This window comes from Olsenella profusa DSM 13989 (assembly GCF_030811115.1).
GTDB lineage: Bacteria > Actinomycetota > Coriobacteriia > Coriobacteriales > Atopobiaceae > Olsenella_F > Olsenella_F profusa.
The window spans coordinates 521,995-537,027 of record NZ_JAUSQK010000001.1 but is presented as its reverse complement, the minus strand read 5'-3'; the positions used below and the strand labels follow the sequence as shown (position 1 = coordinate 537,027).

At 66.1% G+C, this 15,033-nt stretch carries 13 protein-coding genes and 1 riboswitch; of the genes, 5 read left to right on the top strand and 8 right to left on the bottom strand.

Going from position 1 to position 15,033, the window contains the following annotated elements; all coding sequences use genetic code 11:
* Positions 1-1,383 carry a dihydropyrimidinase gene (gene hydA, locus J2S71_RS02475; protein WP_021725755.1) on the top strand — a complete coding sequence of 461 codons (1,383 nt, stop codon included), beginning with the start codon at positions 1-3 and terminating at the stop codon, positions 1,381-1,383.
* Here the strand turns inward: hydA and yqeC are convergent.
* On the bottom strand, positions 1,373-2,071 hold the full coding sequence (gene yqeC / locus J2S71_RS02470; protein WP_232204439.1) for a selenium cofactor biosynthesis protein YqeC: 699 nt from the start codon (positions 2,069-2,071) through the stop codon (positions 1,373-1,375). The genes hydA and yqeC overlap by 11 nt on opposite strands.
* A 168-nt stretch (positions 2,072-2,239) precedes the next feature.
* On the opposite strand from yqeC, the gene yqeB reads away from it, so the two are divergent.
* From yqeB to J2S71_RS02450, 4 genes are all read left to right on the top strand, one after another.
* Positions 2,240-3,046, top strand: a complete 807-nt coding sequence (yqeB, locus tag J2S71_RS02465; protein ID WP_040651383.1) for a selenium-dependent molybdenum cofactor biosynthesis protein YqeB — start codon at positions 2,240-2,242, stop codon at positions 3,044-3,046.
* An 84-nt stretch (positions 3,047-3,130) separates the two neighbouring features.
* The gene (locus tag J2S71_RS02460; protein WP_307388555.1) at positions 3,131-4,243 is read left to right on the top strand and encodes an XdhC family protein; all 1,113 of its coding nucleotides are present in this window, start codon (positions 3,131-3,133) and stop codon (positions 4,241-4,243) included.
* Between the two features lie 308 nt (positions 4,244-4,551).
* Positions 4,552-4,878: a type 2 periplasmic-binding domain-containing protein gene (locus J2S71_RS02455; protein WP_307388554.1), complete on the top strand. Its 327-nt coding sequence runs from the start codon at positions 4,552-4,554 to the stop codon at positions 4,876-4,878.
* A gap of 1 nt (position 4,879) precedes the next feature.
* A complete protein-coding gene (locus tag J2S71_RS02450) occupies positions 4,880-5,020 on the top strand; it encodes a molybdopterin-binding domain-containing protein (RefSeq protein WP_307388553.1) in 141 nt (46 codons plus the stop codon).
* A 127-nt stretch (positions 5,021-5,147) separates the two neighbouring features.
* Here the strand turns inward: J2S71_RS02450 and J2S71_RS02445 are convergent, their stop codons facing one another.
* From J2S71_RS02445 to J2S71_RS02415, 7 genes are all read right to left on the bottom strand, one after another.
* The gene (locus tag J2S71_RS02445) at positions 5,148-5,366 is read right to left on the bottom strand and encodes a hypothetical protein (RefSeq protein WP_021725708.1); all 219 of its coding nucleotides are present in this window, start codon (positions 5,364-5,366) and stop codon (positions 5,148-5,150) included.
* Between the two features lie 81 nt (positions 5,367-5,447).
* Positions 5,448-5,957, bottom strand: coding sequence for a hypothetical protein (locus J2S71_RS02440; protein ID WP_307388552.1), 510 nt, complete (start codon positions 5,955-5,957; stop codon positions 5,448-5,450).
* Between the two features lie 67 nt (positions 5,958-6,024).
* Complete coding sequence (locus tag J2S71_RS02435) at positions 6,025-9,756, bottom strand: phosphoribosylformylglycinamidine synthase (protein ID WP_307388550.1); 3,732 nt, start codon at positions 9,754-9,756, stop codon at positions 6,025-6,027.
* Positions 9,757-9,950: 194 nt separating this feature from the next.
* Complete coding sequence (locus tag J2S71_RS02430; protein ID WP_307388548.1) at positions 9,951-10,763, bottom strand: energy-coupling factor transporter transmembrane component T family protein; 813 nt, start codon at positions 10,761-10,763, stop codon at positions 9,951-9,953.
* Complete coding sequence (locus J2S71_RS02425) at positions 10,763-12,523, bottom strand: ABC transporter ATP-binding protein (RefSeq protein ID WP_307388546.1); 1,761 nt, start codon at positions 12,521-12,523, stop codon at positions 10,763-10,765. Before J2S71_RS02425 ends, J2S71_RS02430 begins: the two co-directional genes overlap by 1 nt.
* Positions 12,524-12,553: 30 nt before the next feature.
* A complete protein-coding gene (locus J2S71_RS02420; protein WP_307388543.1) occupies positions 12,554-13,132 on the bottom strand; it encodes an ECF transporter S component in 579 nt (192 codons plus the stop codon).
* A gap of 5 nt (positions 13,133-13,137) precedes the next feature.
* Positions 13,138-13,285, bottom strand: a riboswitch (FMN riboswitch).
* 450 nt (positions 13,286-13,735) lie between these two features.
* Positions 13,736-14,851, bottom strand: coding sequence for a 5-methyltetrahydropteroyltriglutamate--homocysteine S-methyltransferase (locus tag J2S71_RS02415; protein ID WP_021725727.1), 1,116 nt, complete (start codon positions 14,849-14,851; stop codon positions 13,736-13,738).
* Positions 14,852-15,033: the final 182 nt, after the last annotated feature.

Sequence of the window (15,033 nt, the reverse complement as noted above, 5' to 3'; positions counted from 1 at the left end):
ATGGGGACAGGTGCACGGACCGTGATACGCGGAGGCACCCTTGTGCTGCCGGATGGGCTGGCCATGGGTGACCTCATCCTGGAGGGTGACAGGATTGCCGCCGTCGCTCCCGGTGGTGTGCCCGAGGGGGCGCTCGCGGGCATGAGCTGCCAGGATGTGAGCGGCTGCTGGGTGTTCCCCGGCCTCATCGATGCGCACACCCACATGCAGGCCTGGACGGGCATGGACTGGACGGCCGACAGCTTTGAGACGGGTACGCGCGCCGCCGCCTGCGGTGGCACTACCACCATCGTGGACTATGCCACGCAGGACAAGGGCATGACCATGCCCCAGGCGCTGGAGGAGTGGCACAGGCGCGCCGATGGCACCTGTACGACCAACTATGCCTTCCACATGGCCGTTGCAGACTGGAACGAACGGACCAAAGACGACCTTCCCGGCATCCGCGAGGCGGGCGTGAGCTCCTTCAAGACGTACCTTGCCTACGATCACCTGCGCCTGGATGACGCCCAGACGCTCGAGGTGCTTGAGGGACTCGCCCCTCTGGGCGCTACGCTCTGCGTGCATTGCGAGAACGGGACGCTGGTGGATGCCCTGCAGAGACGCGTGTTCGATGCGGGCGTCCATGGCCCCGAAGGACATCCCATGAGCAGGCCGGATGTCTGTGAGGCCGAGGCCATCGGACGCCTGCTCATGCTGGCCCACCTTGCGGGAGATGCCCGTGTGAACGTGGTGCACCTCTCCACGAGGCTGGGGCTTGAGGTCATCCGGTCAGCAAGGCGGCGGGGCCAAAGGAACATCTACGTGGAGACCTGTCCGCAGTACCTGCTGCTGGATGAGACGCGCTATCTGGAGCCGGACTTTGGTGGGGCCAAGTACGTCATGAGTCCCCCACTGCGCAAGCCAGCGGATCGTGCGACGCTGCGCGCAGCCATAGCTGCGGGCGAGATTGACACCATATCCACCGACCACTGCTCCTTTAACCTGTGCGGGCAGAAGGATCGTGGCAGGGATGACTTTCGCAGGATCCCCAACGGCATCCCTGGCGTGGAGCATCGCCCTGGGCTTATCGCCACGAGCTTTGCGGACGAGCTTGGCCCTCGCGAGCTCCTGAGGCTCCTGTCCGAGAACCAGGCGCGCGTGTTCGGCATGTTTCCGCGGAAGGGCATCCTTGCCGTGGGCTCCGATGCCGATGTCTGCGTATGGGATCCGTGTCAGGAGTGGGTCATCGGTGCGAAGACCCAACACCAGAACGTGGACCACACGCCCTATGAGGGCGTCAGGTGCAGGGGTAGGGCTCACCTAGTGTATGTGAACGGCGTACTCGTTGCCCGGGATGGCGAGCCCACGGGCTCCGTGCCCGGTACCTACGTCAAGAGATAGGGGGCGTTTGGCGTCCCCTGTCACGTCTGGCGCCTCTGGCAGGGAGGCAGGTCGTACATACGGGCATGCTCCTGTCTTTCAGGAGCGCTGTGAGCTCGCGTGCAAGCTGGGACGCCAGCGCGTGGTCCCGCGGCGTGTCGCACTGGTTGAGCAACAGGACGTCTGGCCGCATGATGCCATGCTCCAGCTCCCAGGCGATGCCTTGGGCGACGAGCGCCGGGGTGGCGATGGCATCCTGCGGAACCGCGAGGCGTCCGCACAGCAGCTCGTGGCGATGCACGACCTCGTCAAGGGGACGTCCGAGCCCCGAGATGCCGACGACGAGAACCGTGCGTCCCGTATCGGGTGGGCAGACGGGCTCCCAGTCCGCATGCGCCTTGAGGGGCAGCCTGTGCGACCCGTCCGCCTCCACGAGCACGTAGGTTGCACAGCGCGCAAGCGTGCCAAAGTCCAGACATGGTGCGGTGAGCCTGCCGGACTCCGTGGGCGTCCCCACACAGGCGCACCGGGAGCGCTTGAGGGCGTCGCGGACGTCGCGCTCGGAGGGGTGCGTAAGAAGCGGCATGCCCGCAAAGGGCAGGATGTGAGTTGATGTGGCAAGGATGACCGTCCCCGGCAGCTCGCGTGCGAGGGCGTCCAAGAGCGCAGTCTTGCCACCGCTACCGACCACAGACGTAATGCCAGGCACCACTTGCAGCATTTCATGTAATTTCATTAGGTAGCCTTACTAAAAGTCTTGTATAGTGCACGCGTGTCCGTCGTTATGTTTCAGAAAATATGACGCCGGTACGGCGCCATACGAGACTGCATGAAGACTGTAGCAAGAATGCGTTCGATTGGTGGGGAGGGATTCGACATGCTGGCTGTCATCAGGGGAGCGGGGGACCTTGCCTCGGGCATAGCACTACGGCTGCAGAGGGCGGAATGTGACGTCATCATGCTCGATATGGCCCTTCCCACGGCCGTGCGTCGCACGGTGAGCTTCTGCGAGGCCATCCGACTGGGCGAGACGCATGTGGAGGACGTTTGCGGCAGGCTCTGCATATGCGTCGAGGAGGCGCGCACGATTGCCGCCCAGGGCATCGTCGCCGTGCTCGTCGACCCCGAGGGGGAGAGCATCGCCCGCCTTGCGCCCGACGTCGTGGTGGATGCCATCATTGCCAAGCGCAACCTGGGGACCAGCAAGGAGATGGCGCCCATTGTCATTGGGGTGGGTCCCGGCTTCCTTGCGGGTGAGGGCCCCGATGCGGACTGCCATGCCGCCGTCGAGACCAAACGTGGCCATCACCTTGGTCGCGTCATCTACGACGGGTCGCCCATCCCCAACTCGGGTGTGCCAGGCGACATAGGCGGGTATACGGTCGAGCGTGTGCTCCGGGCTCCCGTGGATGGCACCCTCAAGCCCGTCGCCCACATTGGCGATGTCGTGCGCAGGGGGGATGTCATTGCCTCGGTGGCGGGAGCGCCGCTGCCCGCGACGATTGGTGGGGTGCTGCGGGGGCTCCTGCAGGAGGGCGTGCCCGTCACCTGTGGCATGAAGGTGGGTGACATCGACCCGCGTTGCAGGCCGGATCACTGTCACTCCTGTTCCGACAAGGCGCGTGCCATCGGCGGTGGCGTGCTGGAGGCGCTTCTGCACTTCTCGGGACGGCTCAGGGGGTAGTGTGGCACGGGAGGGCGGATGGCCTTGCGGACGGGCGGTCCCTCCATCGAGGTTTGGGATCGGGTACCGATGTCGTGCAGGGCCATGGGAGGAACGTATGGCGCGGCGGCAGGCATGGGTGCCTATGACATGGAGGGAGTGGGCTTTGTGAGGGAGGATTCACATGGGACGATGCGCGACACGTACTTTGTGGGGCGGCTGGTGGATGAGCTCGGGCAGGGACGTCCGGTCGTGCTTGCGAGCGTGCTGGCAACGAGGGGGTCAAGCCCGCGCCCCGCTGGCGCCCGAATGGCACTGCTCCCCGATGGCGTGTGGCTGGGCACGATAGGTGGCGGCCCTGTCGAGCGGGTCGTCCAGGAACGCTGCGTCGGCATACTGGCAGGCAGGGAGCACGGCTCGCTCGAGTGGTTCACGCACGCCAAGACGGGCACGGCCTGTGGGGGCGATGCGTTGGTGGGCATGCGCATGCTTGACCCATCCGTGGACGGCGACGTGCTGTCGCGCATGCATGACGGCCTGTCCCGGGGAAGATCCCTGCTTCTGAGCGAGGAGTGGGGAGACGCCACGGCACCGCGCATGACGCTGGGGACGTACGGCGGGCAGGGGGCCATGGGCGGTGTGGCGCTCCCGACGACGCCCACATGGGACGAGGCGACTCGGGCCTATCGTGAGCCGTTGACCGTCGATCCCACCGCCTATGTCTTCGGCGGCGGGCACATTGGCCAGAAGCTCTGTCCGGTGCTGGCGAGCGTCGGCTTCAGTGTCGTCATCTTTGATGACCGCGCTGACATGGCCGTCCCCGAGCTCTTCCCCCAAGCGCGGGGCGTCGTGTGCGGCGACTTCCACCACATCGCAGAGAAGGTGGACATTGCCCGCAACGACTATGCCGTGGTGATGACCCACGGGCATGTCGCGGACATAGACGTCTTGGAACAGTTGGCGCATGCGCGACCCGCCTACGTGGGCTGCATTGGGAGCCGTCGCAAGGCGGCCCTTGTCCGGGACACCCTGGTGCGGCGTGGCGTGGAGCGCGCATGGGCGGACGATGTGAGGCTGCCCATCGGAGAGGACATTCTTGCCGTCACGCCAGGGGAGATCGCCGTGTCGATTGCCGCGCAGATGATTCGCTGTCGCGCGGGGCTCAGGCCTGGGGACGGGCGCTCCCACAGCTCCCAGGCCCCAACGGCCACTGCGTAGCGGAAGGGAGGCCCTGTGCGTCTCAAGTGCGCGAGACGCCATGTCGTAAGCGCGTTTTGAGTGGAGTTCGAGGGATGGACACGACTGGGTGAGGGGCATTCATGATGACACACGCTTTCAGTGTGGATAGGCGCGACTGCGTTGCCCTGGGCGTGGGCGCGGGGAACCCCAGAGACATAGGGGGGTTCGCGGGCATGGCCGCCCGGTTGCAGGCGGGGGGCTCGTGCTTGCCATGGGCGACGCCGATGTGCCCGTAGGCCAGTACACGCAGAGGATCCTCGCGCACCTCGGCCTCGATGAGACGGTCCTTGCGCGGGGGCCGCATCGCCTACGGCTCCAATGTCAAGGAGGGTGCCACCCAGGTGTCCGAGGGTCTGGCGGACCGTGGCATCATCTATCGGACCGATGCCGTCTCCTCCCAGCTGACCGTGGTGGACGAGGCCACCGAGGAGATGTGCGGTCGTGTCATCTGCCCCGCGTCGTGTCAGGTGCTTGAGGGTGCAGGATATGTGGTCATCGACTTCCGCATGGTGCCTGACGGGCCCGCGCCGATCGAGGACGTCCTGCGTGTTGAGGTCACGGATGATGTGGTCCTCGTGCTGATTGACGGGCGGTACGGGGTTCTCTCCCCCTGATGTGACACCCGAGGCGACGCTGGCTGTGTGCGAGCGTCTGGCCCCTGGCATACCAGAGGCCATGCGTGCCGCATCGATGGCCATCACGCGCACGGCTGCCTCTCGCGTGGAACGGCTGACCTCGCGGGCCGCACGCTTGTGATAAACCTGCTGGGCAGTTCCAAGGCTGCCTGCGAGGACACCCGGGTCGTGCTCGGTGCCATCGGCTGCGGCCTGCGCATGCTGCGGGGTGGTCCGGTGGATTGTGCGGTGCGCTCGGGTCGCGACGGTCAGCCGTGCGTGTAGCTGTGCGCCGCATGCAGCATGTTGACCTCTGCGAGCTCGAGCTTGCCGTCGATGTAGGGCTGGTACATGGCTTCGAGGGAGCCGATGCCCATACTGCAGCCGCTGCACTGGTCGCAGCCGGTGTCATCCCCGCACGAGAGTCCCTGCCGCACGATCTGCCTGCGCTCCTCGCGCGTGGTGTCCTTGATGAGCGTGCTCTGCATAGGTCCGCCGTCCCCTCGGCTTGTTCCCTTGAGGTGAGTGTACCCATTGGGCCATCCGGCACCGGAACGCATGCCGCCGCCCTACGCACCGATGCGTGACAGGACGTCCGCCTTGTAGCCGGCGAAGTTCTTGGCGTTGCCCGTGGTGGTGGCAATCTCCTCCATGGTGGCAAGGACCATACGGGCATCCTTCGTGTGGCCGTCCCGGATGAGTGCCTCCACTACGAGCTGAGAGAACTGGAGGCGCAGGTCGGGGTCGTGGGCGCCCCTGTTCCACGTGGTGTAGGACCGTACCAGCTCGCGTGCATCATGCGACGCGGCATAGCGCTCGATGATGGGGTTCACCGTCCTCTCGGCGTCATTGTTCTCGCGCCGCCAGCGATCCTCCTGTGCCTTGCGGAAGAGGTAGAACACGATGATGGCCAGGATGATGGCCGTGAAGATGCCGGTGTAGACGTCGTTCATGTGCAGGAGCGAGCGCAGGATGAAGGCGATGCCAAAGATGCCGAGGAACATGAGGAGGGTGAGGAAGAGCTGTCCCTTGAAGTCGACCTTCTCGCGTGGCGTGCTCGCCGTCGTTTTCTTTGCCACGATGCCTCCCTGCTCGCGTGGTACCGAACGAGCGTAGCATATGCCCTCCTCGAGCGAGGTGCAGGCCCTATGCGAAATAGGCCACGCCGCCCTCGAAGAGGGGCTGGAAGTGGTTGCCCGACACGTTCTTGAAGGTTCCTGCAGTTGAGCGCTCGGTGTGGCCCATCTTGCCCAGCACGCGTCCGTCGGGGCTGGTGATGCCCTCGATGGCACGCAGCGACCCATTGGGGTTGACGGCGAGGTCCTGGGAGGGTCGACCGGCGTCGTCCACGTACTGCGTGGCAACCTGGCCATTGGCCACGAGCTCGTCGAGCAGCGTCCGGGGCGCCATGAGGCGTCCCTCGCCGTGGCTGATGGCGATGGAGTGCACGTCGCCCACCTCGCACCGTGAGAGCCAGGGCGAGAGGGTGGAGGCGATGCGCGTGCTCACGAGTCGGCTCTGGTGCCGGCCGATGGTGTTGAACGTGAGCGTGGCGCACTCGTCCGTCATGTCCACGATGTCGCCATAGGGCACGAGGCCCAGCTTGACCAGAGCCTGAAAGCCATTGCAGATGCCCAGCATGAGGCCATCACGTGCCTGGAGCAGGTCGCGCACGGCCTCGGTGACGGCGGGCGCGCGGAAGAAGGCCGTGATGAACTTGGCGGAGCCATCAGGCTCGTCACCACCGGAGAAGCCGCCGGGAATCATGATGATCTGGCTCTTCTGAACCTCCCCCACGAAGGCCTTGGTGCTCTCGACCACCGCAGCGGGCGTGAGGTTGTTGACGATGAAGGTCGTGACCTCGGCTCCCACACGCTCGAAGGCCGCCGCGGAATCGTACTCGCAGTTGTTGCCGGGGAACACGGGAATGACCACGCGCGGCCTGGCCGTCCTGACGGCGGGCGCCCTGCGCGCGACGCCCCGTCCCAGGGCATCGAAGCTCACGGGCTCGACGTCCTCGCCCCGCCCACGGTAGGGGAAGACCGACTCGATGCCGGACTCCCACGCCTCCTGGAGCTCGGCGAGGTCGATGACCTCGCGTCCAGCCCACATCCGGTACTCGGCGGAGGTCCCACCCAGGAAGGTGGCGATGACGCCAGGGCGGTCGACGGGGATGAAGGTCCCCTCGTCCACCTCGATGACGAAGCTGCCATAGGCGAGCCTGAAGAGGATGGAGGAATCGACGTCGTTTGCCAGGCCAAAGCCGATGCGGTTGCCCACGGCACTCTTGAAGAGCTGCTCGGCGAGGCAGCCATAGCCCGGCGTGGAGATGGCGCGCAGCACGCCATAGCCAAGGTGCTCTTGGATGAAGTCGAGCACCTTGAGGAAGCTCGCAGGCTCGGGCGTGATGCCATCCGCCTGGTATGCGGGCCGGATGAGCCAGAGCTTGCTGTCCGTGCACTTGAACTCGGGCGAGGCGATGCGGTCGAGTGCGCCCAGGCCCGTGGCGATGGAGACGAGCGTGGGTGGGACGTCGAGGTCCTCGAAGGAGCCGGACATGGAATCCTTGCCACCGATGGAACCGATGCCCAGGTCGAGCTGGGCCATGAGTGCACCCAGGACGGCGGCCGTGGGCTTGCCCCAGCGTTCGGGGACGTCACGCAGCCGCTCGAAGTACTCTTGGAACGTGAGGTACATGGACCTGCGGTCGATGCCGGCAGCGGCCAGCTTGGCCACGGACTCCACGACGGAGAGGTAGGCGCCCGTGAATTGGTTCTCGCTCATGAGGTAGGGGTTGAAGCCCCAGGCCATGCCGGAGACCGTGGTGGTCTCGCCGGGGACGGGGAGCTTGGCGACCATGGCCATGGGAGGCGTGAGCTGGTACCTCCCACCGAAGGGCATGAGCACGGTCGCCGCGCCGATGGTGGAGTCGAAGCGTTCGGCGAGGCCCTTGTTGGAGGCCACGTTGAGGTCGCTCACGACGGAGCGCATCCTCTGGGCGATGGTGTCACCCCGCCATGTGGGCTCGTAGGTGCCCTGCGCGAGCACATGGACGTCCTGGTGCTTGGACGCTCCGTTGGAGGAGAGGAACTCACGGCTCACGTCGCAGATGGTGGCTCCGCCCCACGACATGCGCAGGCGCGGCTCTGCGGTGACCTCGGCGACCACGGTGGCCTCGAGGTTCTCCTCATGCGCATAGCGCATGAACTCGTCCACGTCTGTGGGGTCGAGCGCCACGGCCATGCGCTCCTGCGACTCGCTGATGGCCAGCTCGGTGCCATCCAGCCCCTCGTACTTCTTGGGGACCCTGTCGAGGTCGATGGAAAGGCCGTCGGCCAGCTCGCCGATGGCCACGCTCACGCCGCCGGCGCCGAAGTCGTTGCAGCGCTTGATGAGCCTGCAGGCATCCTCGCGACGGAACAGCCGCTGGAGCTTGCGCTCGGTGGGGGCGTTGCCCTTCTGCACCTCGGCCCCGTCCTTCGCGAGGGACTCCACGTTGTGGGCCTTGGAGGAGCCGGTGGCCCCGCCGATGCCGTCGCGGCCGGTGCGGCCACCCAAAAGGATGATCCTGTCGCCGGGAGCGGGACGCTCGCGGCGCACGTGGCGGGCGGGCGTGGCGCCCACGACGGCGCCGATCTCCATGCGCTTGGCCACGTAGCCGGGGTGATAGAGCTCGCTCACCTGACCCGTGGCCAGGCCGACCTGGTTGCCGTAGCTTGAGTAGCCCATCGCGGCCGTGCGCACGAGCTTGCGCTGGGGGAGCTTGCCGGGGAGCGTCTGGGAGACGGGCACCGTGGGGTCTGCCGCGCCGGTCACGCGCATGGCCTGGTACACATAGCTGCGGCCACTGAGCGGGTCGCGGATGGCGCCGCCGATGCAGGTGGCCGCACCACCGAAGGGCTCGATCTCGGTGGGGTGGTTGTGCGTCTCGTTCTTGAAGAGGAAGAGCCAGTCCTCGTCGTGTCCGTTGACGTCCACCCTGCACTTGACGGTGCAGGCGTTGATCTCCTCGGACTCGTCCAGTCTCCTGAGAGTGCCCTTCCTCTTGAGGTATTTGGCGCCTATGGTTCCCATGTCCATGAGGCAGACGGGCCTCTGATCGCGCCCCAGCTCATGGCGTACGGCGAGGTAGCGCTCGAAGGCCCCTCCGACCAGGGAATCGTCGATGCGCACGTGCTCAAGCTGGGTACCGAAGGTGGTGTGGCGGCAATGGTCCGACCAGTAGGTGTCAATCATCCTGATCTCGGTGATCGTCGGGTCGCGTCGCTCATCCTTGAAGTAGCGCTGGCAGAAGGTGACGTCCGCGAGGTCCATGGCCAGCCCGTGCTCGCCGATGAAGGCCTTGAGCTGCCTCTTGGTGAGCGTGCGGAAGCCCGTGATGGTCTCCACCGCCTCGGGCGTGGGGTAGGCCACCCTGAGCGTCCTGCGCGTGGCGAGCGATGCCTCGCGCGCCTCCACGGGATTGATGACGTAGCGCTTGATGGCCTCGACGTCCTGTGTGGAGAGGTCGCCCGTGAGGTAGTAGAGCCTTGCGGAGGCGACGGCGGGGCGCTCGCCTTGGCTGATGAGCTGGATGCACTCGCTGGCGGAGTCCGCGCGCTGGTCAAACTGGCCGGGAAGGAACTCGACGGCAAAGACCCTGGCGCCCGCGCCCGCGGCGGGGCGACGCGTGGTGGCCACGTCGGACTGTGGTTCGCTGAAGACGGTTGGCACGCACCGCTCGAACAGCTCCCTGGTGATGCCCTCGACGTCATAGCGATTGATGATGCGCAGTCCCTCGAGCCCCCTGATGCCAAGGGTGTGACGCAGCTCGTGTGCCAGCTGTTGCGACTCGACGTCAAAACCCGGCTTCTTCTCTACGTAGACGCGTGAGACCATGGCGTGCCCTCCGGTGAGCGGCGATTGCGCGTACACGCCCATGATACGACCGCCCAGGTTACCTGTGCCGCGTGTACCCATAATTAATCAGCCACCGGAAGCTACGGTGAGGGTGTCGCCAACGTGTACGTTTCCGTTGGGTGAGCCAGTCGCCATCTGCGGAAACGTCAGCAAGGATGACGGAAACGCACACGTTAAAAGGTGACGGCGAGTAGCCCCGCTGCCACGAGCGCCACGACATAGGCCGCGAGCAGCGCCAGCGCCAGCCAGTCCCTGGGGCGCATGCGCATGGGGTGCCAGTGGCTTCTGGTGGCCCCGCCCACATAGCTGCGTGCATCCAGGGCGCACGCAAGGCCGTCGGCGTGATGCGCGGAGCTCGCAAGCAGGGCGATGAGCACCGGGATCAGGGATTGTGCGCGCCGAAGGGGGGAACCCTCCCCGATGGGCGCGCCCCGCATGGTCTGCGCATCGAGGATGGCCTGGGTCTCGTCGGCCAGCGTGGGGATGAAGCGCAGCATGAGCGAGAAGACCATGGCAAGCTCATGGCCGGGGAGCCCCAACTTGGCCAAGGGCGAGAGCGCGGCGTCGCAGGCGTCCGTGATCTGCGTGGGCGTGGTGGTGAGCAGCATGAGCGCCGCGGCGAGCGTGGCAATGACGAGCCTCAGGCTGTAGATGACGGCCACGCGCACGCTGCCGGTGGTGATGCCCAGCACGCCCCAACGCCAGAGCGGCTCCCCCTCCTGCACGAAGAAGAGGTTGAAAACGGCAAGGAATGCCAGTATCGCCACGACGGGCCTGATGGAGGCGGCCACCTTTGCCAGCGGCACGCGCGCGCATGCGAACAGCGCGACGATGCCCGCCAGACCCAGCAGCAGCTGAGTGGGCGTGTCTATGCCAAACGCGCTGAGGACGAGGATAAGGGTTCCGCCAAGCTTGACGCGTGGGTCCAGGCGATGCAGGGGGGAGTCTCCTGGCAGGTACTGTCCCATGGAGATGCGCAGTGCCATCAGGCGTCACCCTTCCGTGCCTGGGGCGCAAGGGACCGCGCGAGCTCCTCGAGCGTGAGCGGCGCCTCGGTGCAGGGCACGCCATCGGCTCGCAGTCGGCGCGCCCACTCGAGCGCCGTGGGAAGGCCCAGCCCCGCCTCGTGGAGCCGCCCCTCGTTGGGGTAGGAGAACACCTGGCGTGGCGTGCCGCTCATGGTCAGATGCGATTGGTCGAGCACGAAGACGCGCTGCACGCGCACGGCAATGAAGCGCGAGTGCGTGACCTCGATGATGGTCACGCCCCGCTCGTGTAGGCTCCCGAGGATGCGACCGAGCTCCGTGCGCCCCCGTGGGTCGAGGCCGGCCGTGGGCTCGTCCATCACCAGGATGCGCGGGCGCATGGCGAGGATGCCGGCGATGGCGCACAGGCGCCGCTGGCCTCCGGACAGCTCGAAGGGGGAGGCATCCTCAAGCCCCGCGAGTCCCACGAGCCTCAGTGCCCCCTCGCAGCGCCGTGCGACCTCGTCCTCCGCAAGACCCCTGTTGCGTGGGCCGAACGAGACGTCCTCGCGAACGGTCTCGGCAAAGAGCTGTCGCTCGGGATGCTGCATTACGTACCCCACGAGCTGGTGCACCTGGCGACGCCCCTCCTTGGTGGCGGTGCCCACGCCCCCCACGCTGACGGTGCCACCGTCGGGCACCTCGAGTCCGCACAGGAGGCGCAGCAGGGTCGACTTGCCCGAACCCGTCTGCCCGATGATGGCGCAGCGCTCGCCCTGGCGGACGGCGAGGCTGACGTCATCCAGGGCCGCGTGCCTGTCGGCGCGGGCATCGCCGTCCTCGTAGGAGTAGGAGACGTGAGACGCCTCAAGGGCGATGGGGCCGTGCGGGGCGACGGGGCCCGGCGGGGTCATGGGGGCGGGTTCGCTGACATCCGTGCAGGTGGCCACGATGTCACGCTCAAGTGAGGGAGCGTCGCACGTCCAACGCACCCGGGTGCCATACTCCTGGAGGCGCGTGGCCAGTCGTGCGGTCCAGGGCTCCTCGAGGCCCAGGGCGCGGATGGCCTCGTCGTGCGAGAACACCTCGGAGGGGGAGCCGGAGAGCACGATGCGTCCCTGGCCCATCACGATCACGCGATCCGCCTCGAGGGCCTCCTCCATGAAGTGCGTGATATGTACCACGGTCGTCCCCAGGGCCTTGAGCTTGCCCATGACCCTCATGATGGAGGTGCGTCCACGCACGTCCAGCAGGGCGCCCGGCTCGTCCAGCACGAGCAGGGCCGGCTCCATCGCCAGCGCGCCGGCGATGGCGACGCGTTGCTTCTGTCCGCCCGAGAGACGCGTGGGGTCAGCCTTGGCATAGGCCTCCATCGCAGTGCGATGGAGCTCCCGCCGCACGCGGACGTCGATCTCGGTAGGGGGAACCCCCAGGTTCTCGGGGCCAAAGGCGACGTCCTCGTCGACGACGGACGTCACGATCTGGTCGTCGGGGTTCTGGAACACCAGGCCCAGCATACGGCGGGCCTGCACATAGGCATCATAGTCGGGGACCCCGTCCGTGAGCACGCGCCTGCCCACCAGATCGACGGAGCCCCCGTCGGGTGCGATGAGCCCCGCCAGCACGCCTGCAAGCGTGGACTTTCCCGATCCGTTGGCCCCCAGGACGCAGAGCCGCTCCCCGGCACGCACCTCCAGGGAGACGTCATCGAGGGCGCGCACGTCACCCTCGTAGGCGAGGGTGACGTGCGCAAGGTGTGCGATGGGGCCAAGGTGTTGCACGGCATGTCCTTGCACGGGGCGGATGGCGGGCTAGTTGCCCAACGCCTTGGAGACGGGCTTGTAGATGAGCAGCGCCAGCGCGCAGTTGATGATGACCTTGAAGAGGTTGAACGGCAGCAGCGCCGGCACGATGAGGGCCACGACCTGCTCGGTGGTCATGTGCGCATAGAGGGGGGTGATGATCAGGTTGCCCGCGATGCAGGCGGCCAGGCACACGATGGCGCCGACGAGCATGCCCAACAGGGCTCCCCACATGGTGGGCACGCGCTTGTATATGAGGGATGCGGGCACGACGAGCGAGAACGTCGCGAGGATGGCCATGATCGTGCCGTAGACGCCTGAGCTGGTGGCAATGTGCAGGAGGTACGGGATGATGGAGATGACCGCCCCCGTGGCGGGCCCAAAGGCAAAGCCCCCGACGAGGCCAAAGACGCCCGAGGGGTCGTACTTGAGCCAGGGCACGGCTGGCAGGAGGGGGATCTCGATGAGGAGCGTCGAGATGGCCATGAGCGCGCAGAACAGTGCCGTGACGGCGATGCGCTTGGTCGACCAGCCGTGCGACTGGCTCGTGGTGGAGTGGGTGTCGTGACGCGTGGTGGGTCGTGCCATGATGGCCTCCGTTTCTCTCATCCGGACTATGACCGTTGGTCCTGGACTCTCACCAGGTCAACCGCTCTTTTCATCGCGGTGCGCGGACTCGTGGCTCACGGCGTGCGGCCACTTACCGCCAGTGGGGACTCTCACCCCGCCCTGAAACTGATGTCTCCCACTATACCCCTGCTAGTCGGATGCATTGACGTGCGCGGCAAAAAAGTCAGCGCCGCATACGCCAATGGGGGTTCCTGGTGGAGCCCGCCCACGTCATCGACCGTCGACATGGGATGGCGCAGGAGCGCATGTGCCGAGGATGGGGCCTACGATGCCAATCGGAAGCTGGCGCCGGGCAGCTCACAGGCAGGCTCAGGCGAAGGGCCGTGACATCCTCGGGAGTGCACCCCAGGTTTATGACGTCGCAGCTGCCGTCCCGGACAGGCCGATCCTGTTCTTGTCCAGCTCCATCACGGGTACGTACCATTCGGTCACGCGCATACAGCAGAAGTCGATCCCGTGGTCATGTCATCCTCTCGCGCCATCATGATCACACGATGGCACATGGCGACCACGATGGCGTGACTGGAGTCTCACTTCCATGTCTCACTTCCATGTCGGTGGCTATCCCCAGACCTCCTGGGCGATCTGTCTCACGAGGGCGAGCTTTGCCCACTGCTGTTCCTCGGTGAGCTTGTTGCCGATCTCGCAGGAGGCAAACCCACACTGCGGGCTCAGGTAGAGCCGGTCCAGGGGGACGTAGCGCTCTGCCTCGTGGATGCGGCGGATGACGGCGTCCCTGTCCTCGAGGACGGGGCTCTTGGTGGTGATGAGGCCAAGCACGACCTTCTTGTCAGGCGGCACCTGGGCCAGGGGTTCGAAGCCACCGGAGCGCTCGTCATCGTACTCGAGGTAGAGCGCATCAACGTTCTCGCGGGCGAACACATAGGGGGCGACGGCGTCATAGGAGCCTTCGCACGCGTAGGTGGAGTGATAGTTGCCGCGGCAGATGTGGGTGGTGACGGTCAGGTCGTCAGGCAGGCCCTCAAGGGCAAGGTTGTTGATGCGCAGATACCTTTCGGCCTCGTTCTCCACGGTGAGGCCGGCTCCCTCCCTATGCTTCCAGTACGAGGCGTCCACAATCATGCCCCAGGTGCAGTCGTCAAGTTGGACGGTGCGGCATCCCGCGTCATAGAGGTCGCGGATGACCATGCGGTACGCGATGGCGACGTCACGGATCAGCTCGTCAAGGTCGGGGTAGACTCGCGTGGTCTGCGTCCCGTTGTCCTCGCGGAACAGCTCCGCCAGCGTCTGGGCCGGTGCGGGCAGGGTCTGCTTGGCTATGACCCCCTCCTCCTCGAACTGGCGCATGAACTGGTAGTGCCTGACGAACGGATGGTCCGCACCACCGATTCTGCCCGTCACGCGAGCGGATCCGTGTGTCGTCTCCTCGCCATGGAACCGATAGCCATGGTCGAGTTCGATGTGCTCGATGCCCTCGAGCCCCCACATGAAGTCGAGGTGCCAGTAGCTGCGCCGGAACTCGCCGTCCGTTATCACGTGATAGCCGGCTGCCTTCTGCTTGGCGACAAGGTCGCGTATCGCATCGTCCTCGACAGCCGTGAGTTCCTCGGCCGTGATGGAGCCTGCCGTGAAGTCGGCGCGGGCCCTCTTGAGGGCCTCCGGCCTCAGGAAGCTTCCCACATAGTCAAACCTGAAGGGCGCGTGTAGACCCGCCATGCCAAACCTCCCGCTCTTCGTCCTGCCATAGTCGCGTGTGTCACAGCTGCTGATTGAAGAGTATAGGGGTGCTTCCCCTCGCGGGGCGTTACCCAAATGCTATATGTGGCCATAACCGTTGGATATAACCCGCGCATGAGCTCGCATCATAGGCATGGGCCACAGGCAACGGGGTCTTGGTC